The organism is Lichenibacterium dinghuense (assembly GCF_021730615.1).
Lineage (GTDB): Bacteria > Pseudomonadota > Alphaproteobacteria > Rhizobiales > Beijerinckiaceae > Lichenihabitans > Lichenihabitans dinghuensis.
Genome location: NZ_JAJLMN010000001.1, coordinates 1,736,555 through 1,760,083, shown reverse-complemented (window position 1 = coordinate 1,760,083; position 23,529 = coordinate 1,736,555). Strand labels below are relative to the sequence as shown.

Annotated in this window: 21 protein-coding genes and 1 other annotated feature; of the genes, 5 read left to right on the top strand and 16 right to left on the bottom strand. The window is 73.5% G+C overall.

Going from position 1 to position 23,529, the window contains the following annotated elements:
* Positions 1–15: 15 nt before the first annotated feature.
* Entirely contained in the window at positions 16–1,095 is a 1,080-nt protein-coding gene (locus L7N97_RS08450; protein WP_237477876.1) for a hypothetical protein, read from the top strand.
* 6 nt (positions 1,096–1,101) lie between these two features.
* Here the strand turns inward: L7N97_RS08450 and L7N97_RS08445 are convergent, their stop codons facing one another.
* The 10 genes from L7N97_RS08445 to rpmB form a co-directional block, all read right to left on the bottom strand.
* Complete coding sequence (locus L7N97_RS08445; RefSeq protein ID WP_237477875.1) at positions 1,102–2,016, bottom strand: FliM/FliN family flagellar motor switch protein; 915 nt, start codon at positions 2,014–2,016, stop codon at positions 1,102–1,104.
* 1 nt (position 2,017) lies between these two features.
* Complete coding sequence (gene motA / locus L7N97_RS08440) at positions 2,018–2,899, bottom strand: flagellar motor stator protein MotA (protein WP_237477874.1); 882 nt, start codon at positions 2,897–2,899, stop codon at positions 2,018–2,020.
* A gap of 93 nt (positions 2,900–2,992) precedes the next feature.
* On the bottom strand, positions 2,993–3,394 hold the full coding sequence (locus tag L7N97_RS08435; RefSeq protein ID WP_237477873.1) for an acyl-CoA thioesterase: 402 nt from the start codon (positions 3,392–3,394) through the stop codon (positions 2,993–2,995).
* 31 nt (positions 3,395–3,425) lie between these two features.
* On the bottom strand, positions 3,426–4,127 hold the full coding sequence (locus tag L7N97_RS08430) for an HAD family hydrolase (protein ID WP_237477872.1): 702 nt from the start codon (positions 4,125–4,127) through the stop codon (positions 3,426–3,428).
* Positions 4,128–4,347: 220 nt separating this feature from the next.
* On the bottom strand, positions 4,348–5,574 hold the full coding sequence (locus L7N97_RS08425) for a cytochrome P450 (RefSeq protein ID WP_237477871.1): 1,227 nt from the start codon (positions 5,572–5,574) through the stop codon (positions 4,348–4,350).
* Complete coding sequence (locus L7N97_RS08420) at positions 5,571–7,052, bottom strand: MFS transporter (RefSeq protein WP_237477870.1); 1,482 nt, start codon at positions 7,050–7,052, stop codon at positions 5,571–5,573. The genes L7N97_RS08425 and L7N97_RS08420 overlap by 4 nt, the downstream gene beginning before the upstream one ends.
* 286 nt (positions 7,053–7,338) lie before the next feature.
* Positions 7,339–7,743 (bottom strand): hypothetical protein, encoded by a 405-nt coding sequence (locus L7N97_RS08415; RefSeq protein WP_237477869.1) that lies wholly within the window; start codon positions 7,741–7,743, stop codon positions 7,339–7,341.
* Between the two features lie 82 nt (positions 7,744–7,825).
* Positions 7,826–8,746: a hypothetical protein gene (locus L7N97_RS08410; protein ID WP_237477868.1), complete on the bottom strand. Its 921-nt coding sequence runs from the start codon at positions 8,744–8,746 to the stop codon at positions 7,826–7,828.
* 112 nt (positions 8,747–8,858) lie between these two features.
* Positions 8,859–10,811, bottom strand: a complete 1,953-nt coding sequence (locus L7N97_RS08405) for an acyltransferase family protein (RefSeq protein WP_237477867.1) — start codon at positions 10,809–10,811, stop codon at positions 8,859–8,861.
* Positions 10,812–10,906: 95 nt separating this feature from the next.
* Positions 10,907–11,218, bottom strand: coding sequence for a 50S ribosomal protein L28 (gene rpmB / locus L7N97_RS08400; RefSeq protein ID WP_237477866.1), 312 nt, complete (start codon positions 11,216–11,218; stop codon positions 10,907–10,909).
* Between the two features lie 196 nt (positions 11,219–11,414).
* On the opposite strand from rpmB, the gene L7N97_RS08395 reads away from it, so the two are divergent.
* Positions 11,415–12,203: a transporter substrate-binding domain-containing protein gene (locus tag L7N97_RS08395; RefSeq protein ID WP_237477865.1), complete on the top strand. Its 789-nt coding sequence runs from the start codon at positions 11,415–11,417 to the stop codon at positions 12,201–12,203.
* A gap of 6 nt (positions 12,204–12,209) precedes the next feature.
* Here the strand turns inward: L7N97_RS08395 and L7N97_RS08390 are convergent, their stop codons facing one another.
* The 3 genes from L7N97_RS08390 to L7N97_RS08380 all read right to left on the bottom strand — a co-directional run bounded on the left by L7N97_RS08390 (position 12,210) and on the right by L7N97_RS08380 (position 15,008).
* Positions 12,210–12,914 carry a hypothetical protein gene (locus L7N97_RS08390; RefSeq protein ID WP_237477864.1) on the bottom strand — a complete coding sequence of 235 codons (705 nt, stop codon included), beginning with the start codon at positions 12,912–12,914 and terminating at the stop codon, positions 12,210–12,212.
* Positions 12,915–12,960: 46 nt separating this feature from the next.
* Positions 12,961–14,427 carry a SulP family inorganic anion transporter gene (locus L7N97_RS08385; protein WP_237477863.1) on the bottom strand — a complete coding sequence of 489 codons (1,467 nt, stop codon included), beginning with the start codon at positions 14,425–14,427 and terminating at the stop codon, positions 12,961–12,963.
* A 51-nt stretch (positions 14,428–14,478) separates the two neighbouring features.
* Positions 14,479–14,534, bottom strand: a sequence feature (sul1 is cis-regulatory element that is thought to sense ions involved in sulfur or methionine metabolism; They are found in Alphaproteobacteria).
* A 78-nt stretch (positions 14,535–14,612) separates the two neighbouring features.
* Entirely contained in the window at positions 14,613–15,008 is a 396-nt protein-coding gene (locus L7N97_RS08380) for a response regulator (RefSeq protein WP_237477862.1), read from the bottom strand.
* 122 nt (positions 15,009–15,130) lie between these two features.
* Between L7N97_RS08380 and L7N97_RS08375 the strand changes: the two genes are divergently transcribed.
* From L7N97_RS08375 to L7N97_RS08365, 3 genes are all read left to right on the top strand, one after another.
* Positions 15,131–16,144, top strand: a complete 1,014-nt coding sequence (locus L7N97_RS08375; RefSeq protein WP_237477861.1) for a chemotaxis protein CheB — start codon at positions 15,131–15,133, stop codon at positions 16,142–16,144.
* 29 nt (positions 16,145–16,173) lie between these two features.
* On the top strand, positions 16,174–16,464 hold the full coding sequence (locus L7N97_RS08370) for a hypothetical protein (protein WP_237477860.1): 291 nt from the start codon (positions 16,174–16,176) through the stop codon (positions 16,462–16,464).
* 161 nt (positions 16,465–16,625) lie between these two features.
* Positions 16,626–19,802 (top strand): CheR family methyltransferase, encoded by a 3,177-nt coding sequence (locus L7N97_RS08365; RefSeq protein WP_237477859.1) that lies wholly within the window; start codon positions 16,626–16,628, stop codon positions 19,800–19,802.
* 114 nt (positions 19,803–19,916) lie between these two features.
* Here the strand turns inward: L7N97_RS08365 and L7N97_RS08360 are convergent, their stop codons facing one another.
* The 3 genes from L7N97_RS08360 to flhA all read right to left on the bottom strand — a co-directional run bounded on the left by L7N97_RS08360 (position 19,917) and on the right by flhA (position 23,401).
* The gene (locus L7N97_RS08360) at positions 19,917–20,324 is read right to left on the bottom strand and encodes a hypothetical protein (RefSeq protein ID WP_237477858.1); all 408 of its coding nucleotides are present in this window, start codon (positions 20,322–20,324) and stop codon (positions 19,917–19,919) included.
* Positions 20,325–20,352: 28 nt separating this feature from the next.
* Positions 20,353–21,108: a flagellar biosynthetic protein FliR gene (locus L7N97_RS08355; protein ID WP_237477857.1), complete on the bottom strand. Its 756-nt coding sequence runs from the start codon at positions 21,106–21,108 to the stop codon at positions 20,353–20,355.
* A 160-nt stretch (positions 21,109–21,268) separates the two neighbouring features.
* Positions 21,269–23,401 carry a flagellar biosynthesis protein FlhA gene (flhA, locus tag L7N97_RS08350; RefSeq protein WP_237477856.1) on the bottom strand — a complete coding sequence of 711 codons (2,133 nt, stop codon included), beginning with the start codon at positions 23,399–23,401 and terminating at the stop codon, positions 21,269–21,271.
* Positions 23,402–23,529 lie beyond the last annotated feature (128 nt).

Here is a 23,529-nt window from a genome sequence, read left to right as displayed (position 1 = left end):
CGGTACACTCGCCGCATGCTCGACCGCTCCGACACCCTCCCCGCCTGGCCGCGCGCCGCCGCGCTGCGCCTCCTGCCGACGCGGGGCGGCCGCCTCGCCCTGCTGGCGCTGCTCGCCCTGCCGGTGGTGCTGGTCGACGGGCTGCGCGTCATGGACGCCGACCTGCCGGGCTTCATCGTCGGCCTCGCGCGCGGCGCCCCCGTGCCGCCCGCGCGCGGCTTCCTGCTCGAAGGGCTGCTGTTCGACGGCATCGGCTCCGCCCTCGCGGCGGCCGGCGTGCCGGAGGGCGCGCTCGCGCTCACCTGGTGGGGGCTCGGCCTCCTGCTGTTCGCCGGCGTGGCGGCCGTGGGGCTGCGGCGCGGCGAGTTCGCCTTCCGCGACCTCCTGCTCCTCGTCGCCTTCTCGCACCTCGTCGACACGCTGGCGCTGTGGATCGGCAAGTTCGACCCGTGGCTGATGGCGTTCCTGCTGCTGTCCGCCTGGCGCCGCCCCGCGCCGGCGCTCGCGGGCTCGGTGCTGGCCGCCTTCTGCAACCCGATCCTCGCCGTGCTGTCGACGGCGGGCGTCGCGGCGGTCGACCTCGCGCTGGCGCGGCGGCTGCGCTGGGCGCAGTCCGGCGCCGTGCTTCTGGCGGGGGTGGCCGATCTCGCCCTCGCGCACCGCGTCCTGCCGGGCCTCGTCGACCGCGCCGGCTACGCGCGGGGGCTCGTCGCGGGCCTCCTGCACGACGCGGCGCTGCTCGGGCCGCCCTCGCTGGTCTCGGCCGCGCTGGTGCCCTTCTTCCTCGTGCGGTGCTTCGCGGGGCCGTTCCGCTACGGCGGGCGGGGCGGGGCGGCGCTGCTCGGGTGCTGGGCCGCGGCCATGCTGGTCGTCGGCTGCGTGGCGACGCTCGACCACACCCGCGTGCTGTGCCTGCTGACGCTCGGGCCCGCCCTGGCCTTCCTGCGCCACCAGGCGCGCGGGCCCGCGATGGAGCGCTGGGACTGGGGGCTCTTCGCCCTGCTGGTGCTGTGCCGCCTCGCGCTGTCGCAGATCGACGGCAACGGCGCCGTCGCCTCCACGCCCTACCCGCTGGCGCCCTGGCAGGAGCCCTGACCGGGTTCAGAGGCCGGCCAGCGCGCCCGGCACGGGCTCGTCGACCCGCACCGTGTGGTGGCCGCCCGACTGGCCGAGGTCGCAGCGGAACAGCTCGCGCCCCGCGCACAGGAGCCGCACGTCGCGCACGGCGTCGCGCGGCAGCGCCATCGTCTGGCCGACCTTCAGCCCCGCCAGGGCGCCGAGCGTCATCGGCTCGAGCTCCACGACGGCCGTCAGCGCCATCGGGGCGCGCGACACCTGGCCCTCCAGCCGCTCCGACCAGCGCGGGTCGGTGTTCTCCGGCTCGTCGGCGGGCAGCACGCTCAGCCGGTCGGCGAAGCCGTCGAGCGTCGCGCGGGCGACGACGAGGTCGATCTCGGCCGTGCGGCCGAGCGTCTTCAGCACGATGCGCGCCACCACGGCGGCCGCGTTGGGGCGGCCCAGCACGGCGAGGTCGGGCTTCACCTGCACCCGCTCGAACGGGAAGGACGAGGGCAGCACGTCGGCGAAGCCGGCCTTCAGCGCGTCGGACGCCTGCACGGCCACCACCTCGGCGATGCGCCGCTCGACCGCGGTGAGCGGCCCCGCCTGCACCTCCGCGTCCCCCTCGCCGTCGTCGCCGCCGAACAGGGCTTCCACCACGGTCGACACGAAGGCCCGGTCGAACTGCAGCGCGAGGGCGGCGCCCCAGCCCGGCGCGTCGAGCACCGCGAAGACGGGGTCGCGCCCGCGCCGCAGCGGCAGCGCCGCGACGCGCGCTTCCGTGAGCCCCGCGAAGGTGAAGGCGGCGGGCGTCGCGGTCAGCGCCGCGAAGCCGTCGGTCCAGGCCGCGGCGACGAGGCCCATGGCCTCGGCGAAGAGCGGGATGCGGTCGGCGAGGCTCGGGGCGCCGCGGTCGAACCAGCGCCGCGGCGCCTCCGGGGACGGGGTCGCCGTCACCTCACGCCGCCTTCTTGGCGGGCTCGGCCGCGCCGCCGCCCATCGTCTCGTTCTCGACCTCGTCGATCGAGGGCCGGCTGTAGGCCGAGATGGTCTTGCGGCCGTGTTCCAGCGCGATCAGCGGCACGGCGCCGTTCATGAAGGCGAGCAGCGACTGCTTGATGATGACGTAGAGCCGCGCGCGCTTGTCGCGCGTGACCTTGACCATGGTGGCGAGCGGGCCGACGAGCCCGTAGGACAGGAAGATGCCCGCGAAGGTGCCGACCAGCGCGGCGCCGATCAGCTCGCCCAGCACCTCGGGCGGCTGGTCGAGCGAGCCCATGGCGTGGACGATGCCGAGCACGGCCGCCACGATGCCGAGCGCCGGCAGGCCGTCCGCCGTGTTCTGCAGCGCCTGGTAGGGCTTCAGCTTGTCGCGCATGATGGTGTTGATCTCCTCGTCCATCAGCGACTCGATCTCGTGGCTGCGCGCGTTGCCGATCATGATCAGCCGGCAATAGTCGCAGATGAAGGCCGTCATGTCGGTGTCGGCCAGCACCTTCGGATATTTCTGGAAGAAGGCCGACTCCTTCGGATTGTCGATGTGGCCCTCGACCTCGTTGCGGGCGTTGCCGCGCAGCTCCTTCATCAGCGTGTACAGGATGCCGAGCAGGTCGAGGTAGTCGCGGTTCTTGGGCGTCTTGCCCATGATGGCCTGGCCGATCGCCTTGCCGGTGTCCTTGATGGTGGACAGGGGGTTGGCGACGATGAAGGTGCCGAGCGCCATGCCGCAGATGATGATCAGCTCGTAGGGCTGCCAGATCACCCCGAGGTGGCCGCCGGCGGCGACGTAGCCGCCGATCATGCAGCCCAGGGCCACGACGATGCCGATGATGAAGCTCAAGGGATGGACCTCCGGCCGCACCGCGGGGACGGGTGCGGCTCTCGCGAGGTCCATGGGACGGCAGGCCGCTTGCGCGGGGCTGGCAGGGGAGCGTCAGCCCTCGGGCGGGATGGCGCGGGGGCGGCGGTCGTCGCCGATCGCCACGAAGGTGAAGGTGGCGCCCGTGACGCGGCCCACCTCGTCGGCGTCGCGCGAGCGGCGCCACGCCTCGACGCGGATCACCATGGAGGTGCGCCCCACCCGCTCGATCGCGGCGTAGAAGCTCACCTCGTCGCCCACCAGCACGGGCTGGTGGAACGTCATCTCGTTCACCGCCACGGTGGCGCAGCGCCCCCGCGCCCGCCGCGCCGCGGCGTTGCCGGCCGCGAGGTCCATCTGCGCCATCAGCCAGCCGCCGAAGATGTCGCCTGCCGGGTTGGTGTCGGCCGGCATGGCGATGACGCGGACGTGGGGCGCGGCCTCGGGCAGGCCGGGCGGGGCGGGGATCGGGCTCATGCGGCGATGCCTCGGATGCGGGGCCGCGAGCTTAAAGCCCCCTGCCGATCGCGTCGATCCAGCCCGGCAGCTCCGCCAGCGCGGCGAGCCGGCGGTAGCGCGGGTGGTCCGGCTCCTCCGCGCGCTCGTGCGACCAGGGCACCCCGTGCGGCACGTGGGCCGCGAAGGCGCCCGCCTGGAGCGCCGGCAGCACGTCGGAGCGCAGCGAGTCGCCCGCCATCAGGGCCCGCTCCGGCGGGACGCCGTGAGTTCGGAACACGCGGGCGTAGGTGGCGGCGGTCTTGTCGGACACGATCTCGACGCCGGCGAAGCGGCTCCCGAGGCCGGAGGCGGCGAGCTTGGTCTCCTGGTGGAGCAGGTCGCCCTTGGTGACGAGCACGAGCTTCGCGCGGCCCGCCAGCGCGTCGAGCGCGGCGTCCACGCCCGGCAGCAGCTCGACCGGGTGGGCCAGGAGGTCGCGGCCGGCGCGGAGGATCGCGGTGACCGTGCCGGCCGTCAGCGCCGGGCCGAGCAGGTCCGCGGCGGCCTCGACCATCGACAGGGTGAAGCCCTTGGCGCCGTAGCCGTAGAGGGGGAGGTTGCGCGCTTCCGCGGCGTCGAGCGCCGCCCGCGACACGCCCGCCGCGGCGAAGGGCGCGAGCAGGTCGAAGAGGGCGCGCTCGGCGGCCTCGAAGTGGCGCATGTTGTGCCACAGCGTGTCGTCGGCATCGAGGCACACGAGGTCGATCGTCACGGCTGCGGCGCTCCTGCGGCGACGGTGGGGCGATTCGGCCCGCCCCGGCGGGAACGGATGCGCCTTCGCGCGGTTTGTCCAGTCCGGAAACCGCCAAACGCGACACGTCGAACAGGGGACGACATCATGGCCCGCACGCTCTGGACCGCCGCCCTCATCCTGGGCTTCGTCCTCGCCATGTCGATGACGCGCCGCCGTCCGCAGTGACGGGACGGAGGGCCTAGCCTCTCACCTCCAGCGCTTCCAGCGCGCGGAAGTGGTAGCGGTCGGCGAAGCGGGGCTCGCCGGCCAGGCGCAGCCGCGGGCGCCGCGCGAAGAGCCGCGGCAGCGCCACCTCCAGCTCCAGCCGGGCGAGGGGCGCGCCGAGGCAGAAGTGGATGCCGCCGCCGAAGGCGACATGCGCGGCCGGGGCACGGAAGGGATCGAAGCGGTCCGGCGCCGGCCAGCGGGCGGGGTCGCGGTCGGCCGCCCCGATCAGCAGGCCGACCGTCGTCCCCGGCGCGAAATCCACGCCCGCCACCCGCGCGGGCTCCAGGCAGGTGCGGGTGAAGAGGTGGAGCGGCGGCTCGAAGCGCAGCGCTTCCTCGACCGTCGCGGCCGTTCGCTCCGGCGTCGCGAACAGCGCCCGAGGGTCGAGCCCCGAGCCGAGCACCGATGCGGCGGCGAGGCCGAGGGCGTGCACGGTCGCCTCGTGGCCGGCGTTGAGCAGCAGCGCCGCGTTGGCCGCCGCCTCGTCCTCCGAGATCTCCGAGGCGGGAGCCGTCGCGAGAAGGGTCAGGAGGTCGTCGCGGGGCCGCGCGCGGCGCTCCGCGAGGTGGCCGCGCAGGTAGGCCGAGAAGCCGAGCGCCGCCACGACGGCCGCGTCCTCGTCGGCGCGGGTCCGTCCGGGGCGGTACATGGCCACCATGCGGTGCGACCAGTCGAGGAGGTGCGGCGCGTCCGCGCCCGGCACGCCGAGCAGCTCGGCGATGAGGGCCACCGGGATCGGCTCGGCGTAGAGCGGCAGGAGGTCGAAGGGGCCGGACGACGGGAAGGCGTCGAGCAACGCGTCGGCCAGGGCCTCGACGCGCGGGCGCAGGCGCTCCACGGCGCGGGACACGAAGGCCCTGTTGACGAGGCGGCGGAGCCGCGTGTGGGCCGGGGGCTCGCGCTCCAGCATCGACAGGGCGTCGAGGTCGTGGAAGGGCCGCGTGTGCTCGGGCGGGGGCGGGCGGCCCGGCGCCTCGCGGCCGAAGCGCCGGTCGCGGAACAGCGCGTCGACCGTGGCGGCGTCGGCCGCGCAGAGGTGGCCGTAGTCCTCCCAGACGAACAGCGGGCAGGCCTCGCGGATCGCGCGATAGCTCGGATAGGGGTCGGCCACGAAGGCCGGGTCGGTCGGCGACAGCCGCACGCGGGCGCGCGCGGCGTCGATGCGGAGCGTGGGCGGGAGGGCCGCGCCGGCCGTCACGCCGACTCGGCGCGGTCGTAGCCGTCGCTGAGGGCCGCGGCCGTCACCTTGCGGGGGCGGCGGTGGCCGCTGATCTCGGCGCCGGCGCTTGGCGCGAAGCGCACGTTCCAGAAGGTCGAGCAGATCGACACGGCCGTGACCACCAGGAAGGCGGCCGAGAAGTCGCCGAGCTGCGGGTGGGCGTGGCCGGTGAACACCATGGAGGCCTCCAGCGCCAGCGCCGCCGTGCAGATGCCGACCGACAGCATGAGCTGCTGGAACGTCGTGTAGAAGCTCGTCGCCGCGCTCATGCGCGAGGGCGGCACGGCGTCGTAGGCCACCGTGTTGTAGGCGGTGAACTGGAACGACATGAAGAAGCCGCACAGCATCAGGATGCCGAAGATGACCGGGAACGGCCAGTTCGGGCGGAACAGCGCGCAGGTGGCGTAGCCGAGCGACGAGATCACGCCGTTGGCGATGAGGCTCCGGCGGAAGCCGACGCGGCGCAGGATGCCGGGCGCGAAGGCCTTCATGGACATGGAGCCCAGCGCCGTCGCGACCACGATGCCGCCGCTCTGCGCGGCCGAGAGCCCGAAGTCGAGCTGCAGCATCAGCGGCAGCAGGAACGGCTGCGCGCCCTGCGTGATGCGCGTCAGCGAGCCGGCGATGACGGAGGTGCCGAAGGAGGGCAGCCGCATCAGCGACAGGTCCATGATCGGGTCGGGCGTGCGGCGGGCGTGGCGGACGTAGAGGAAGCCGACGCTGAAGCCCACCGCCAGCAGCGCGACCACGAGGCGCACGAGGTCCGGGTGGCTGGCGAGCTCGAAGCCGAAGAACAGGCAGCCGAGCGCGATCCCGGACAGCGCCATGCCGGACCAGTCGAAGGGCCCGGCGGATTCGCCGTGGGTGTTGGCGATGAAGCGGAGCACGAGCCCGAGGCCGAGGAGGCCGATGGGGACGTTGATGTAGAAGATCCAGCGCCAGTCGAGGTAGGTGACGATGAAGCCGCCCACCGGCGGGCCGAGGATCGGGCCGATCATGGCCGGCACCAGCAGCCAGGACATGGCGGAGACGAGGTTGCGGCGCTCGACCGAGCGCAGGAGGACGAGCCGGCCGACCGGCATCATCATCGCGCCGCCGAGGCCCTGAAAGGCGCGCGCCGCGACGAACAGGGGCAGGTTGGGCGCCTGGGCGCAGAGCACCGAGCCCAGCATGAAGACCGCGATGGCGGCGGCGAAGACGGTTCGCGCCCCGAACTTGTCCGCCACCTTGCCGCTGGCCGGGATGAAGATGGCGAGGCTGAGCAGGTAGGCGGTCAGCGCCACGCTCATGTTGGGCGCCAGCACGCCGAAGTCGCGCGCCATGGTGGGCAGCGCGGTCGCCAGGATGGTGGCGTCGAGCTGTTCCATGAACATGGCGCTGGCCACGATCAGGGCGATGAAGCGGAAGTTCAGCGGCTGCGGGGCCGGCCGGGCGGCCGGCGGGTTGGCATCGGTCATGGACTCGGGCGGTCGGCGACCGGGGGGCTCGTCCGCGGGCTCCTGGATCCGAGCGCGGGCAGGGTCTCTCGATCTGCGATGGACGGTGGGGGTTCGGCAGGCTCTGGCCTGACTTATAGGCTCCTCAAGGTCGGCGAGCAGTGCCCTGTCGCCATGGCGGCCATGTCCTCCGGCGGTGGCTCGGACGGAGCGGCGTTGGCCGCCCGGCCGCGCATGGAAAAGCCGGCCGCGGATCGCTCCGGGCCGGCTCTGGAGGATCGATCCCGGCGGCCCGCCGGGCGGGCCGTCACTCGAAGGGCAGCGGGATGCGCGGCTCCGCGGAGGGGTTGAAGCGCGGGTTGGTCGGGGGCAGGTCGAAGCGGCCCGGAAGCTCGGACGTGCCGAAGAAGGCGGGAGCGTAGGACGTGTAGACCGGCCTGTACCCGGAGGTGTTGTAGACGATGTTGGCCGGCGTATCGGCGCCCACGGGCACGACGTTGCCGGGGTCGAGGAACGAGCGCTTCTGGATGACCAGCGGCTTCTGGAACGTGGCGTCCGAGATCTCGGCGATCACCACGGGGTGATGGGCGCGGGCGGCCTGCTGCCTGGGGGTCGGGGCGACCTTGCGGGTGGTCTGCGCCTGGGCGGCGCCGGCGGTGAGGAGCGTGAGGGCCGCGGCGGCCGACACCAGTGTGGAAAAGCGAATCGCCATGGTGGCCTCGGCCTCAGCTGCGTCTTGACAACACAACTGTGCCATCGCGATTAAGTTTCCCTTGCCGCGCCGCGCCCGCGACTCATCGTCGACGGCTCACGGCCTCGAAGAGGCCGCGCAGCGGCGGCAGGTCGCCGTCCGGGTCGAGCCAGCCGAGCCTGCGCCCGCCCGGTCCCATCGCGGCCATCGAGGGGCCACCGAGGCAGGTGGCACCGCTCCGCTGCTCCGCCGCCACGAACACGGCGCGCAGGGCCGCGTCGTCCCCCGCCGACACGAGGTCGATGCGGTCGACCGCGCAGGCCAGCGCCGCCCGGCCCATCGGGCGGCCCGGCGCCCCGCAGGCGAAGCCCGCCACGCGCAGCGCCGCCCCGCCGCCGCGGAAGCCTAGGCAGGGGGTCGAGGCCCCGCCGTCCCAGAGCAGGAGGTCGGCGGCCTCGAAGCGGCCGAGGCGGGTGTCCATCGGCGCCGCGGGGCGGACGCGCGTGGCCGTCAGGCCTCGGGTGCCGGCCAGCCTCGCCAGGCCGTCGGCGAGCCCGTCGGCCGCGCCGTCGGCGTCGTCCGAGGGACCGGCGCCGGGGCGCAGCAGCGACACCTGCAGGAAGGGCCTCGCGTCGCCGAGGCGGCCGAAGGTCATGACGTCCTCCCGCGCGCCGTCGGGCTCGCGGCGCCGCGCCCGGTAGGAGCTGGGCAGCTTGGAGAATTCCGTGCCGGCGAGGTCGTAGAGCGCCAGGGGGCGCCGGATCTCGGCCCAGCGCGGGGCCGGGCCCGCGGCCGTCATCGCCGCGCCCGCGGCCGGCCGGCCCGGCAGCAGGCCGGAGGCGGCGCCGAGCCCGCCCGCCACCAGCAGCGCCGCGGCGAGCGCCATCAGCCCGGTCCGCGCCAGGAGGCGCAGCCCCCGCCCGCGCGCGAGGCGCCGCAGCACGCCGGCCCCCGCCTGCGCCGTGCCGAACCGCGCGAGGCCGGACCGGGGATCGAGGGAGGAGAACCGCGCGAGAGCCGACATGCCGCTACCCCGCATCCCGGACGCGGGATGATCGTGCCGGGGAGCATGGTCTCCGCAGGCTCAGCCGGCCGTTACCGCCGGTGGGCGATCCTCCCGCAGGGTCAACGCGCGGTTAGCGGGACGGCTCGGAAGCCGGGGGGAAGACGGGGGCGAACAGGCCGCGGATGCCCTCGGCGGCGAAGACCGTGATGTGCCCGGCGTCGTAGAACAGCGGGCGCCCGTCGCGCGCGACCGGGCAGGTCCCCCCCTCGCAGAGCCGCGCCGCGGGGTCGATCACGGTCGCGCCATGGCGGGCCGCGGCGGCCTCGATGAGGGCCGTCGAGGCGCTCTGGCGCCGGCGGGCCTCCTCTACCGTGAGGAGCGGCGGCGGCGCGGTCCCGTGCAGGGCCGCCAGGGCCAGGGTGCGCGGCACGGAATAGTCGGCCTGCGGGGGCGCGAGCAGGATGGACACGTGGAGCCCGGCGGCGTCGAGCGCCGCGAGCGTGCCGTCGAGGTGGGCAAGGTCGGTGGGGCTCTGGACGAACCAGTCGGAGCCGAGCACCACGCTGCGGATCGCCGGGTGGGTCGTGAGGTAGGCGACGGCGTCGCGGTCGAAGCGCGCGCAGCCGGGCAGCGACGGCGTGTCGAGGCCGGCGAGCGGCGGGCACTTCGAGAAGATCAGCGCCACGCCGGCGGTGCCGCGCGCCCGCGCGTCGGCCCCGAGCGCCGGCACCCACATGCGGGCGTAGCTGTTGCCCCACAGCGCGACGGCGGGCTCGACGCCGGCGGCGCCGAAGCGGCACGGGTAGGGCAGGGGCGCCGCGCCCGCGGCCGGCACGGGGCATTCCCCCTCCAGCCGGTCGAAGTGGCCCGCCGCCAGCGTCGCCACGGCCGGGGGCAGGCGGCCGAGCGGCAGCAGGCCGCGCCCCGCGAGGTCGAGCGCCTGCCCGAGCGCGAGCGACGCCGCCGTGGCCCCGGCGGCGGCGAGCAGCAGGCCGCGCCGCCGGGGCAGGGCGCGCTTCGCGATGAAGGGACGCTCGACGAGGGCGTAGGACAGGCCGGCCAGCGCCACCGTGGCGGCGAGCAGGAGGAGGCGCGTCGCGATCCGCAGATCCGGCCCGCCGCCGTAGCGCGCCAGCACGATCACCGGCCAGTGCCACAGGTAGAGCGAATAGGAGATGCGCCCGAGCCAGGCCAGGGGAGCGGAGCCCAGCAGCGCCGACACCCGCCCGCCGGGGCCTCCCCCGACGATCGCCAGCGCGGCGCCGAGGCAGGGCAGCAGCGCGGCCGGGCCGGGGAAGGGCGTGGCGGCGGTGTAGAGGGCCGCGGCCGCGCCGATCGCGGCGAGGCCGAGCAGCACGGCCGCGTCCGCGGCGCGTCCCCGCACGGCCCGCGCCGGCAGGAGCGTCAGCAGGCCGCCGGCGAGCAGCTCCCAGGCGCGGCCGGGCAGGAGGTAGAAGGCCGAGACCGGGCGGTGCACGGCGTCCCAACTGCCGTCTGCGAAGGACGCCGCGGCGAGGATCGCCAGCGCCGCCGCCGTGAGCCGCGGGCGCCGCGCGAGCGGCAGGAGCAGCAGCGGATAGAGCAGGTAGAACTGTCCCTCGACGGCCAGCGACCAAGTGTGCAGAAGCGGCTGGAGGACGAGGTTGTCGGCGTCGAAATAGTCGGCGGCGAGCCGCGCGAACAGGATGTTGGAGCCGAACAGGGCCGACGCCTCGGTGCTCTTGCCGAGCAGCCGCAGGTCCTCGGGCAGGAACACGAAGGGGCTCGCGAGCGCCGTGGCGAGCAGCACGAGCGCGAAGGCCGGCACGATGCGGCGCACCCGCCGCTCGTAGAAGCCCGCGAGCGAGAAGCGGCCGCGGGCGAGCTCGCCCCGCGTGATGGCCGTGATGAGGTAGCCCGAGATGACGAAGAAGACGTCCACCCCGACGAAGCCGCCGGGCAGGCCCGCCAGGCCGTAGTGGAACAGCACCACGACCGAGACCGCGACGGCCCTCAGGCCGTCGATGTCCGGCCGGTAGAACCCGCCGCGGCCCTCGCCCGGCCGATGGGGCGTCGCCGCGGCCTCTCGCGCCGTGTCGGTCATCCGCGCGATGGCATCCCTCGAAACGAAGATCCCGCCGGCGGCCCATCTGGGCCGCGGCGGGATCGGAAGCGTTTGATCCGTCGCGGGGGGCCGGATCAGGCGGCCGCGGGCGTCTCGGCGGCGGAAGCGGCGAGCTTCTTGCCGATCTCGCGCTTGAGGGCGCGGGTCTTCGCCGACAGGTCCTCGTCCTTGGCCTTGATCAGGAAGGCGTCGAGGCCGCCGCGGTGCTCAACCGAGCGCAGCGTGGCGGCGGCGACGCGCAGGCGCACGGTGCGGCCCAGCGCGTCCGAGATCAGGCTCACGGCGACGAGGTTGGGCAGGAAGCGGGTCTTGGTCTTGATGTTCGAGTGGCTGACGAGGTGGCCAACCTGAACGGCCTTGCCGGTCAGTTCGCAGCGGCGTGCCATGTTGTGTCCTTTGGAGCTGTCGCGGGTCCCGTCGAAGCGCGGCCGAACGCCATCCCCCGATCGCCTGCGGCGCGTGTGATTGAGCCGCGGTCTATAGGGAGGGCGGCGGGGAGCGTCAAGCGCGGCGGTCGCGGCCGGCTCGACGCGCGGCCCCGCTCCGGTCCATGCTGCGCCCGGCAGCACGGAGGCGCGGAGCATGGCGGGACATCGGTGGATCGGGATGGCGGCGGCCCTGGCGCTGCTCGCCGCGGGGGCGGCCTCGGCCGAGGAGGCCGCCGCACCGCAGGCGGCCCCCCAGACGCTGCTCGACCGCGTCGTCGCCACCCACCAGCTCCGCGTCGGACTCACCGGCGACTACCGCCCCTTCAGCCTCCAGGACTCCGCGACGGGCGCCTTCACGGGGCTCGACGTCGACCTCACGACGGGGCTCGCCAAGGCGCTCGGCGCCGAGCCGGTCTTCGTCAAGACGAGCTGGCCGACCCTGATGGCGGACTTTCAGGCGGGCAAGTTCGACGTGCTGGCGGGCGGCGTGTCGGTGACGCTCGACCGGCAGCGGGACGGCTTCTTCTCGGTGCCGACCGACGTCGACGGCAAGGCCGCCATCGCGCGCTGCGCGGACGCTGAGCGCTACGACGGCCTCGACGCCATCGACCGGCCGGGCGTGCGCGTGGTGGTGAACCCCGGCGGCACCAACGAGCGCTTCGACCGCGCGCACCTGCACAACGCGCAGATCCTGACCTTCCCCGACAACAAGACGATCTTCCGCGAGGTGGCGGAGGGCCGGGCCGACGTGATGATCACCGACGGCGTGGAGAAGCTGAACCCCGGCCTCTGCGCGATCCACCCCGACAGGCCCTTCGACCGCGCCGAGAAGGCGTGGCTGCTGCCGCGCGACATCGCCTTCAAGCTCTTCGTGGACCAGTACATCCACCTGAAGCAGCTCGACGGGAGCTACGCCGCGGCCGTGAAAGCGTGGCTGGACTGACCGCGGTCAGAGCCCCCCGGCCTCCCGTGCTCGGAGGCCGAGCGGGGGGCGTCCGCGGCATCGCGGACACGGGGAGATGCGATAGGGGCTGTCGGGGGTGACGAGCAGGTCCGGGCGCGCCGCGACGAGGTCCAGCACGGCCGCGCGGGCCTCGGCGAAACTCTCCGGATGTCGGCGGCGGCGATGGTCGGCCCAGGCCGCCGCCATCGCGGCCGCGTCGACCCCCGGCACAAGGGCCGAGAAGTCGCTGGCGTGCTTGGGGGCGACGGCCTCGCCGAGGGCGAGGTCGAGCAGCAGGGAGGCCAGCCGCGCGGCGAGGTCCTCCCGCGAGACCACCCGCAGGCGGCCCTCCGACAGGGACGCCTCGGCGCAGCGGGACAGCGTGTCCCCGTGGGCGCCGAAGACGTCGACCCGCAGCGCCGTCGACGGATCCCAGAGCTGGGCCAGCATGCGGCCGGGCGGCGCGTCGGGGTGCAGGTGCCGGATCTCGAAATCCGCGCCCAGCCCGTCCGGGATCGAACCGACACCTTCCACCACGAGGTCGAGGTCGTGGAGGGGGCGCCGCGTCGGCCCGGCGCCGTCGACCCCCGCCATGTGCCACGCGATCGCCATGCCGCCCGTCAGCGCGGGATCGAGGCCCGAACCGCGGAGGCGCGCCAGGGTCGCCGCCGCGCGGCCGGCCTCATCGGGCGAGAGCGTGGAGTCGATCAAGGCGCGGCCCTCCGGGACGCGAGTGTGTCCCGGCGAGGGCGAGGCGTCACGCCCCGCCGAGAGCGGCCCGCTTGTCGAGCCGGTCGACCAGGGTCGCGCTCGCCCGGTTCAGCCCCACCACCTCCACCGCGGCCCCCGCCGCCCGGAAGCGCGCCACGACCTTGTCGAGCGCCGCCACCGCCGTGACGTCCCAGAAATGCGCGCCCGACACGTCGATCGCGACGGCGAGGCCGGCCGCCGCACCCGTGTCGAAACCCTCCACGAAGGCGTCCGCGGAGGCGAAGAACACCTGGCCGGTCACGCGATAGGTGAGGCGTCCGGCCGCCTCGTCGCGCTCGGGGGCGATGTCGAGCAGGCGCGCCACCTTGAAGGCGAAGAACACGCCGCTGAGCAGCACGCCGACCCCGACGCCGAGCGCCAGGTTGGCGCTCGCCACCGTCACGGCCACGGTGGCCAGCATCACGGCGCCCGACACCTTGGGGTGGACCGCCAGCGCGCGCAGCGACGACCAGTCGAAGGTGTCGACCGACACCATCACCATCACGGCCACCAGCGCCGCCACCGGCACCTGCGACATCCAGGGCTTGAGCAGCACCGTGAGGACCAGGAGGAAGGCGCCGGCGAAGAGCGTCGAGAGGCGGCCGCGCCCGCCGTATTTCACGTTGGACACGGTTTGCCCGATCATGCCGCAGCCCGCGATGCCGCCGAACAGGCTCGACGCCGCGTTGGCGAGGCCGAGGCCCCAGCACTCGCGGTCCCTGCCGCTCGCCGTCTCGGTGAGGTCGTCGACGACGCCGGCGGTCATCAGCGATTCCAGGAGGCCCACGGCCGCGATGGCGAGGGCGGGCCCGAGCACGATGCGCAGCGTGTCGAGGTCCAGCGGCACGGCCGGCAGGGCGAAGAGCGGCAGCGCGTCCGGCAGCCGGCCGAGGTCCGCCACCGTGCGGACCGGCAGGTGGAACGCGATCGAGGCCGCGGTGAGGGCCAGGACGGCGACGAGCGGCGACGGCACGGCCCTGGTCGCGAAGGGCACGAGGTAGATCAGCGCGAGCCCGGCGCCGAGCACCGCCCAGGTGGGCCAGGCGGCGCCGAGCACCTGGGGCAACTGGGCGGAGAAGATCAGGATCGCCAGCGCGTTGACGAAGCCGGTGCGCACCGAGGTCGACACGAAGCGCATCAGCACGCCGAGCCGCAGCAGCCCGAAGGCCACCTGGACGGCGCCGGCCAGAAGCCCCGCGGCGAACAGGTAGCGGAGGCCGTGGGCGTGCACCAGCGGCGCCGCGACCAGCGCGACGGAGCCGGCCGCGGCCGAGATCATGGCGGGCCGCCCGCCCGCGAAGGCGATGACGACCCCGATCACGAAGGAGGCGAAGAGGCCGACCTGCGGGTCGACCCCGGCGGCGGCCGAGAAGGCGATCACTTCCGGGATCAGCGCCACCGTGGCGACGGCGCCGGCCAGCATCTCGCGCACGGGGCGGCGGAGCCACTCCCGGCGCAGGGTGGAGAGGGACATGGATGAGAGTCTCGCGGGGACGGCCGGCGCGCTGCGCGGCGGAACCCCCTGCGTGGTCCGGCGGATCGGCGGCCGGAGGAGCCACCCGGGGTCTCACCGGGTCCAGTCGATTGGTCCGACGATAGCGCCGATCCATGCCGCGGCGCAACAGCGGGCCCTCCGGCGCCTGCCCGCCGCCGCGGCCGTCAGGCGCCGGAGGGCCGCCCGGCGACGTGGCGGACGAGGTCCGCGACCTCCACCGGCTTGTCGCAGAGCGGGACGTCCCGGTAGGCCGGGGGCAGGGCCGCCCTGTCGTAGCCCGTCATGAACACGATGGGCGTGCCGCGCTGGCGCAGCAGGTCCGCCACCGGGTAGACCATGTTGCCCCGGAGGTTGATGTCGAGCAGGGCCGCATCGAGGATCCTGCCCCCCTCGACGGCCTTCAAGGCGTCCTCGACCGCCGGGAAGGGGCCCACCACCGCGACGCCCGCCTTCTGCAGCTTCCGGCTGATCTCGGTCGCGAGGAAATATTCGTCCTCGACGACCAGGATGGTCAGCCCCCGGAGCGCGGCCAGCGCGCCGTCTGCTCGACTTTCATCCATGGCGTCCCCCGGATGTGTTCGATTTTTGAACCGGCCGGGATTATCATTGTTCCGTCCGGGCCAGGGGGAACATCGGCTGTGGCGGGGGACTGTCACCCCGAACAGGCCGGAGGGATCGATCGATGGGCAACCGCGACCTCATCGTCATCGGGGGCTCGGCCGGCGCCACGGCCCCCCTCAAGCAGATCCTCGGCAGCCTGCCGGCGGGCCTTCCGGCGGCCGTGCTGATCGTCCTGCACATCCCGGCCCGCGGCCTCGGCATGCTGTCCACCGTGGCGGCCGCCGCCGGTCCCCTGCCGGTGCGGCAGGCCGAGGACGGGATGAGGATCGAGCGGGGCCACGTCTACATCGGCGCGCCGGACCACCACATGCTGGTCGACGACGGCCGCATCCGGCTCGGCCGCGGCCCGCGCGAGAACATGGTGCGGCCCGCCATCGACCCGCTGTTCCGCTCCGCCGCCATCGCGCACGGCCCGCGGGTGATCGGCGTCGTGCTGAGCGGCCTCCTGTCCGACGGCGCCTCCGGCCTCAGCGCCATCAAGCGCTGCGGCGGCCTGGCGCTGGTGCAGGACCCGAGCGACGCGGCCGCCGACGAGATGCCGCGCCGCGCCCTCGAAGCCGCCACCGTGGACCTGTGCGTGCCGGGCGCCCGCCTCGGCGACGTGCTGTCCGACTTGGCACAGGAGGCCGCCGGGACGGCGCTGCCGATCCCGCCCGAGCTGCGGCTGGAGGTCGCGATCGCGGCCGGGGAGCGCATCGGCTCCGATCGGCTGGCCGCCATCGCCGACCCCGTGGCCCTGACCTGCCCGAGTTGCGGCGGCGTGCTGTCGAAGGTGCGGACGCACGGCCCGCTGCGGTTCCGCTGCCAGGTCGGCCACGGTTATGCGGCCGACGCGCTGGCCCAGGAGCAGGAGGGCCGGGTCGACGAGGCGCTGCGGGTCGCCCTGCGCATCATCGAGGAGCGGGCCGAACTCGTCCACCGCATGGCCGAGGAGGGGCGCCACAGCGGGCGGCGCGCCGTCGCCGAGATGTACGAGGCGCGCGCCGCGGAATATCGGTCCAATGCCGAGACGATCCGGCAGGCGGTGTTGCGGTCCATGCGCGACGCCCCGGACGAGGACCCCTCCGACGGATGATCCCGGTGCGACCGATGGGTGACGCGGTGATGGATGCTCGGTCTGAACTCGCCCGCGAGCGTGAGGTCCTGGCCAGGGCCGACCGCGATGTCCTCCAGGGACGGCTGCGCGTCCAGGCGCAGGACCGGCTCGTGTCCGACCTCCGGTCCAGGGGAGCGGACGTGAGGGAAGCGGAACGCCTGCTGCGGCTCATGCGCGAAACGCTGCACCAGTGGCAGCAGCACCGCGTCCTGATCCTGCAGCGCGTCGGCTACCTGGAAGCCAAGTCGTCGACCCTCGCGCCGCCGCCGGACGTGCCGAGCGGTGTGACTCCTGGGTAGGCGCCGCCCGGCGGCGCGCCCTGCCGACCGCCGAAATCTCGCCGGCCGGCGGAGGGCCGGACCGGCCCCGCCCGATCGCGCCTTTTCCCGACCTTCCACCTGTCGTAAGTCGAAGACGCGACAGCGCTCCCGCGCTCCCCAGCCCATGCGACGAGGCCGCGATGGCGGACACCGACGGCTCCCCGCCTTCCACACCGGCGCGTTTCCGCGAGGTGCCGATCATCGTCGGCGTCGGCGCCTCGGCGGCGGCCCCGGACAACATCGAGCGCTTCTTCTCCGGCTATCGGCCGGACGCCGCCTTGGCGGTCGTGCTCGTCGTCCAGCACCGCGAGGCGCTGAACGAGGCGGCGATGCGCGAAACCCTGGACCGCGTCGACCACATCGAGGTCATGCCGGTCGAGCAGGGCCTGCCGGTCGCCGGCGGGACCGTCTACCTGTGCGAGCCCGACCGGATCACCACGGTCCAGGACGGACATTTCTCGGTGCGCAAGGCCGAGCAGATACCGGGCCTGCGCGGCACGATCGACAGCTTCCTGGTGTCCCTGGCCGAGGACCGGGGCGAGGAAGCCGTCGGGGTGATGCTGGCCGGCACGGGCGGCGACGGCACGCTCGGCATGGCGGCCCTGAAGGACCAGGGCGGCCTCACGATCGCGGTCCGGCCGGACCCCGAGCACGAGCACCTCGAGAACAGCAACTCGCCGGCCGCGCTGGCGGACTTCCTGCTGCCGCCCGAGGACATCACCGAGCACGTCCGCGTCTACGTGCGCCACCTGCGCCGGGCGGGGGAGCGCCGGGACTTCGACGCCACGCTGGCCGCCGCCACGGAGGCCCTCGGCCGCATCGCCGACGTCCTGCGCAACAGGACCGGCAACGACTTCCACGGCTACAAGCAGAACACCTTCCTGCGCCGCGTCCAGCGCCGGATGAAGGTGGTGCAGATCGACGAGATCGACGCCTACGTCGAGCACCTGTCCGCGGACAAGCACGAGGTGCAGTACCTCTTCAACGACCTCCTGATCGGCGTCACGCAGTTCTTCCGGGACAAGCAGGAATTCGACATCCTGGGAAGCCAGATCATCCCCCGGCTGTTCGCGGGGAAGGGCTCGGGCCAGCAGGTGCGCGTGTGGGTGCTCGGCTGCGCCACCGGCGAGGAGGCCTATTCGATCGGCATCCTGCTGCGCGAACACATGGCGACCCTCGAATCGGTGCCGCAGGTGCAGATCTTCGCGACCGACATCGACGGGCGCGCCTTGGCCTCCGCACGGGTCGGCCGCTACCGCACCGCCATCGAGGAGGACGTCACGCCCGAGCGGCTGGCGCGCTGGTTCGTGCGCGAGGGCGACACCTATTGCGTGGTGAAGGACCTGCGGGAGATGTGCATCTTCTCGCAGCACAACGTCATCAAGGACGCGCCCTTCTCCAAGCTCGACATCGTGTCGTGCCGCAACCTGCTCATCTACCTGAACGCCGATCTGCAGAACCGGGTGATCCCGCTGTTCCACTTCGCGCTGCTGCCCGACCGCTACCTGTTCCTCGGCAACTCCGAGAACGTCACCCGCCACCCGAAGCTGTTCGTGCCGGTGGACCGCCGCGCCCGCATCTTCAAGCGGCTGGACACCGGCACCCGCCTGCCGCCCGAGTTCCCCATCGGCATGGGCGTCGCGCGCCTGGGCGCGGAGCTGCGCGCCCTGCCGGCCCGCACCAACCCTCCCGACCAGGGGCTGGAGCGGCGGGCGCAGCGCATCGCCGAGCGCTACGCGCCGGCCTACCTCATCGTCAACGAGCACTTCGAGGTGGTGAACTTCTCCGGGCGCACGGGGCGCTACCTGGAGCCGGCCACCGGGGCCGCCAGCCTTGATCTGCTGAACCTCGTCCATCGCGACCTGCGCCTGGAGCTCAGGGCCGTGCTCGGCCGCGCGGTCGAGACGGGCCGCACGGCCCTGGCCGAGCGCGTGCAGCTCGGCCGCAACGGCAGCTCGATCCTGGTCGACATCACGGTCGAGCCGATCGAGGAGCGGGCGGAGGGGCCGCACCACCTGATGGTGCTGTTCAAGGACGGCCCGGCGCAGCCGAGCGACAGGGCCGAGCGGGACGGCGGCGCGCTGGTGCGCAGCGAGCACGTCGAGCGCCTCGAAACCGAGCTGCGCGACTCGCGCGACCGCCTCCAGGCGACCATCGAGGAACTCGAAAGCACAAACGAGGAGCTGAAGTCCTCCAACGAAGAGTTCCAGTCGCTGAACGAGGAGCTTCAATCCGCCAACGAGGAGCTGGAAACCTCGCGCGAGGAGCTGCAGTCGGTCAACGAGGAGCTGACCACCGTCAACGGCGAGCTGGCGCACCGCGTCCAGGACCTCACCCGCGCCACCAGCGACCTCAAGAACTTCCTCGAATCCACCCAGATCGCGACGGTGTTCCTCGACAACGACCTGCAGGTGATGAACTACACGCCGGCGGTGACGCAGGTGTTCCACCTCGTCGAGACCGACATCGGCCGGCCGGTCTCCCACATCAAGGCGCGGGTGCCGATCGAGGACCTGTTCGAGGACGTGCGCCGCGTGCTGCGCACGCTGTCCACGGTCGAGCGGGAGATGGTCGCGCCCGACACCAACACCCGCTACATCGTCCGCATCCTGCCCTACCGCAGCGTCGACAACTTCATCGCCGGCGCGGTGATGACCTTCGTCGACGTCACCGCCATGAGCCGGGCCGAGGAGCGGGGCAAGCTGCTGCTGGCCGAGCTCCAGCACCGCGTGCGCAACACGCTGAGCGTGGTGCGGACCATCGCGCGCCGCACGGCCGAGTCGAGCGGCACGGTGGACGACTTCGCCGAGAACCTCGACGGGCGCCTCGCCGCCTTCGCCCGCACCCAGGCGCTCGTGACGCGCGACCCCGAGGCGGGCGTCGACCTCGAACAGCTCGTGCGGGACGAGCTCGCCGCCTACCGCAACGCCGGAGCGGCGCATTGGCGCATCTCCGGCCCGGTCGTGCGCCTGAAGTCGAAGGCGGCCGAAACGCTGGGGCTCGCAATCCACGAACTCGCCATCAACGCCGTGAAGCACGGGGCGCTGTCGGCCGAAGGCCACGTGGACGTGATCTGGCGCATCGGACGCCCCGACGGCGGGAACGGCGCGTCGCGGCTGACCTTCACGTGGCAGGAGGTCGGGGGCCCCCCGGTCGACGTGTCCGGCGGCCGCCGGGGGTTCGGGATGGAACTCCTGGAGCACACGCTCGCCTACGACCTCAGGGCCGAATGCGCGCTCGACTTCGACGCCGCCGGGCTCCGCTGCACGGTCCGGATGCCGCTGACCGACGAGGTCGCGCTGCTGAACCTCGTGTGATACGGTATCCGGCCGAACAGGCCGGGGTGCCGTATCACCAGCCCGCGCGGCGCATGAGCGAAGCCGAAATCCGCATCCCGAAGGGATCGAACGGATTTCATATGACGGCGGCGGTCAGCCCTCGTGCCGCGGGGGCGCGCGGGACGCCGCCGCCGCGAGGTCCTCGACGAGCCGCTCCAGGTCGCGCCGCTCGCGCGCGGCGGCCTCCTCGCGGGCCAGCGCCTCCACGGCCCTGCCGAACAGCTTCTGGCGCGCGGTCGCCTCGCGCATCGCCTCCGCCCCGGCCGCGACCGCGGCGGCGGCGGCGGCGGCGCGCGCGTCGAGCCGCCGGGCCTGCGCGGCCGCGGCGGCCGCGAGCGCCCCCGTCGGCAGCTCGGCGTCGCGGAAGCGCGCGAGGTCGCCCCGCGCGGCCTCGACGTCGGCGGCGGCCCGCTCGGCCTCGGCCAGGCGCCAGTCGGCCGAGCGCTTGAGCCCGTCCTGCACCGCGAGGACGCGCCTCATGGCGCGGAGGCGGTCGGTCACGGGTGCGACCTCGCCGCGGCGGTGTCCCTCATCCCGTCACCAGGAAGCGCCCGAAGGCGTCGATGAAGATCAGCAGCATGGGCTTGATGACGATCGACAGCAGGATCAGCCCGCCGATCAGCAGGAACGGCGTCGACAGGAAGAAGCTCTGGATGCCGGGCACGAGGCGCCCGACCAGCCCCATGGCGACGTTGACGACCAGCGAGAAGATCAGGAACGGGCTGCCGATCCGCAGCGCCAGCATGAAGGCCGCGGCCGCCTTGGACACGAGCTGGTCGAGCGCGAAGCGCGGGCTGAAGCCGTCGGCGACCGGCAGGCTGCCGTAGGAGGCCTGGAGGGCGCGGAACACTTCGAGGTGCAGGTCGGTCAGGAACATCAGCGCGGTGGCGGCCAGCGTCAGCAGCGTGGTCAGCGCCGGCAGCGTGTCGTCGGCCTCGACCGGCGCGCCGAGGTTGGCGCTCAGCCCCACCGACATCGCCACCGCGACGCCGATGAACTCCAGGGCGGCGAAGAACACGCGCCCGAACAGCCCGATGGCGGCGCCGATGAACAGCTCGGAGGCCATCACGCGCAGCAGGTGGACCGGCTGCCCGTCGGCCACGATCGGCCGGATGGCGTCGATCTGCAGCGGCGTCAGCGCCAGCGACACCGCCACCGCGATGAACAGGCGGACCTGCACGGGGATGCGCGGCGACGAGAAGCCCGGCATGACGAGCAGGCAGGCGCCGACGCGGCTGAACACCACGAAGGCCGCCAGCACCGAGACGGAGGCGGCGTCGTTCATCGCTTCCGACGGCCTCGCCCGCTCGGCTCACCGTCGTCGCGAGCGCAGCGCAGCGATCCAGGAGCGTCGGGAGCCGCGACGGGTCGCGGCGCCGCGCTCGCGCTCCGCCCTGGGCCGTCCGGCTGCATCGCTTCGCTGCGCTCACGACGACGGAGGGGGCTCACGACACCGTGCCCAGCGGCTTGATCTCCAGGCCGCGGGCGACTTCGAGGTGGCTGAGCACCGGCAGGGTGGCGAACATGCGCTCCACGATCATGCGGACGTAGGTCCGCACCTCGGGCGCCGCGATCAGGACGAAACTGTGACCCGCGTCCATGCGCTCGCGGATGGCGGCGGAGGCCTCCTGGCCGAACTGCTCGACGAGCCGCGGGTCGAGCTCGAACTCGGTCACCTCGCCCTTGGCGTCGCGCTTGACGCTCTGGTGGAAGGCGAGGTCCCAGCGGTTGCCGAGGCGCAGCACCTTGAGCACGCCGTCGTCGGCGAGGTCGCCGCAGATCTGCTGGCTCATCCGCACCCGCACGTGCTCGGCCACCTGCTCGGAGCGCCGCGAATGGGGCACGATCTCGGCGATGGCTTCCAGGATCAGGTGGAGGTTGCGGATCGACACGCGCTCGCCGAGCAGGAGCTTCAGCACCGCCTGCAGCCCCGAATACGAGATCTGGCCGGGGCACATGTCGTCGATCAGCTTCTTGTACTCCGGCTCCAGCCGGTCGAGCAGCGCGCGCATGTCCTTGTAGGACAGGAGCTGGGACAGGTTGTTGCGGATCACCTCGCTGAGGTGGGTGAGCAGGATCGACAGCGTGTCGACGGTCTGGAAGTTCTGCCGCTTGGCTTCGGCCGCGTAGGCGTCCGATACCCACAGGGCCTTCATGCCGAAGGCGGGCTCGCGCGTCTCCGTGCCGGGCAGGTCGGGCTTGCGGCCGTCGCCGGTGATGATCAGCGACTCGCCGAGGCGCAGCTCCTGCGACACCACCACCGTGCCGTGGATGCGGATCTGGTAGGACTTCGCCGGCACGTCGACGCTGTCCGACACCTTGATCTCGGGCACCACGAAGCCGTACTGGCGCGCGAACTTGCGCCGCATCTTGGTGACGCGGTGGGCGAGCTCGGCCTGGGACGGCAGCAGCCGGGCGGCGAGCTGCTTGCCCATGGCGATCTCGATCTCGGCCGTGCGCAGGAACTCCTTCACCGAATCCCGCGTCTCGGCCGCCGCGGCGGCGTCGGCCTTCTGCGCCGCCTCGACCGCCTCGGCGGCGCGGGCGGCGGCGAGGCGGCGCGGCAGCACGGTGCCGGCCGCCGCCATCAGGCCGCCGAGGACCGCGAAGGGCAGGAAGGGCAGGCCCGGCACCAGCGCCAGCAGGAACATCATCAGGGCCGCGACCAGCAGCGCGCGCGGGAAGTGCACGAGCTGGTTCATCACCGCCTTCTCGGCCGAGCCGCGCGTGCCGCCCTTGGACACGAGCAGCGCCGCGCCGAGCGACACGATGAGGGACGGGATCTGCGACACGAGGCCGTCGCCGACCGACAGCTTGGCGAAGACGTCGGCCGCCTGGCCGAGCGGCATGCCGTGGCGCGTGACGCCGATGACGATGCCGCCGAACACGTTGACGGCCAGGATGATGAGGCCCGCCACCGCGTCGCCGCGCACGAACTTCGAGGCGCCGTCCATGGAGCCGAAGAAGGCGCTCTCCTCTTCCAGCTCGCGGCGGCGGCGCTGCGCCTCCTTGTCGTTGATGAGGCCGGCCGACAGGTCGGCGTCGATCGCCATCTGCTTGCCGGGGATCGCGTCGAGCGTGAAGCGGGCGCCGACCTCGGCGATGCGGGTCGCGCCCTTGGTGATGACCACGAAATTGATGGTGAGCAGGATCGCGAAGACGATCAGCCCGATCACGAAGTCGCCGCCCATCACGAGGCGCGAGAAGCCCCCGATGATGAAGCCCGCCGCGTTGGCGCCCTCCTGGCCGTCGGACAGGATCAGCCGCGTCGTGGCGATGTTGAGCGACAGGCGCAGCAGCGTGGCGACCAGCAGCACGGTGGGGAAGGCCGAGAACTCCAGCGGCCGCTCGATCCACAGCGCCACCATCAGGATGAGCACCGACAGCGCGATCGAGAAGGCCAGCCCCATGTCGATCATGAAGGACGGGATCGGCAGGAAGAAGATCGACAGGATCGCCACGATGCCGATGGCGAAGCCGACGTCGCGGCCGCCGCGCCGCGGGGCGCGGGCGGAGGCGCCGGGGAGCGCGGCTTTGGTCTGCGGCGCCCTCGCCGGTGTGATGGTCGCGATGCTCATGGTGTCCCGCCGCCGCGGCCGTCCCCCGCGCGGAGGCCGGTCCGGTCCTGGCGCCAGGGTGGGCCGCCGAGCTTGCGCCGGGGTGGGCCGAGGGGACGGGCCGCCGAAACCGTCCGGGATCAGCGGCT

What these genes read in the sequence shown, in the direction of transcription:
- L7N97_RS08450 (WP_237477876.1), top strand. Translation starts at nt 16, where the DNA reads ATGCTCGACCGCTCCGACACCCTCCCCGCCTGGCCGCGCGCCGCCGCG.
- L7N97_RS08435 (WP_237477873.1), bottom strand. Translation starts at nt 3,394, where the DNA reads ATGAGCCCGATCCCCGCCCCGCCCGGCCTGCCCGAGGCCGCGCCCCAC.
- L7N97_RS08420 (WP_237477870.1), bottom strand. Translation starts at nt 7,052, where the DNA reads ATGACCGATGCCAACCCGCCGGCCGCCCGGCCGGCCCCGCAGCCGCTG.
- L7N97_RS08415 (WP_237477869.1), bottom strand. Translation starts at nt 7,743, where the DNA reads ATGGCGATTCGCTTTTCCACACTGGTGTCGGCCGCCGCGGCCCTCACG.
- L7N97_RS08410 (WP_237477868.1), bottom strand. Translation starts at nt 8,746, where the DNA reads ATGTCGGCTCTCGCGCGGTTCTCCTCCCTCGATCCCCGGTCCGGCCTC.
- L7N97_RS08405 (WP_237477867.1), bottom strand. Translation starts at nt 10,811, where the DNA reads ATGACCGACACGGCGCGAGAGGCCGCGGCGACGCCCCATCGGCCGGGC.
- rpmB (WP_237477866.1), bottom strand. Translation starts at nt 11,218, where the DNA reads ATGGCACGCCGCTGCGAACTGACCGGCAAGGCCGTTCAGGTTGGCCAC.
- L7N97_RS08395 (WP_237477865.1), top strand. Translation starts at nt 11,415, where the DNA reads ATGGCGGGACATCGGTGGATCGGGATGGCGGCGGCCCTGGCGCTGCTC.
- L7N97_RS08385 (WP_237477863.1), bottom strand. Translation starts at nt 14,427, where the DNA reads ATGTCCCTCTCCACCCTGCGCCGGGAGTGGCTCCGCCGCCCCGTGCGC.
- L7N97_RS08380 (WP_237477862.1), bottom strand. Translation starts at nt 15,008, where the DNA reads ATGGATGAAAGTCGAGCAGACGGCGCGCTGGCCGCGCTCCGGGGGCTG.
- L7N97_RS08375 (WP_237477861.1), top strand. Translation starts at nt 15,131, where the DNA reads ATGGGCAACCGCGACCTCATCGTCATCGGGGGCTCGGCCGGCGCCACG.
- L7N97_RS08370 (WP_237477860.1), top strand. Translation starts at nt 16,174, where the DNA reads ATGGATGCTCGGTCTGAACTCGCCCGCGAGCGTGAGGTCCTGGCCAGG.
- L7N97_RS08365 (WP_237477859.1), top strand. Translation starts at nt 16,626, where the DNA reads ATGGCGGACACCGACGGCTCCCCGCCTTCCACACCGGCGCGTTTCCGC.
- L7N97_RS08355 (WP_237477857.1), bottom strand. Translation starts at nt 21,108, where the DNA reads ATGAACGACGCCGCCTCCGTCTCGGTGCTGGCGGCCTTCGTGGTGTTC.
- flhA (WP_237477856.1), bottom strand. Translation starts at nt 23,401, where the DNA reads ATGAGCATCGCGACCATCACACCGGCGAGGGCGCCGCAGACCAAAGCC.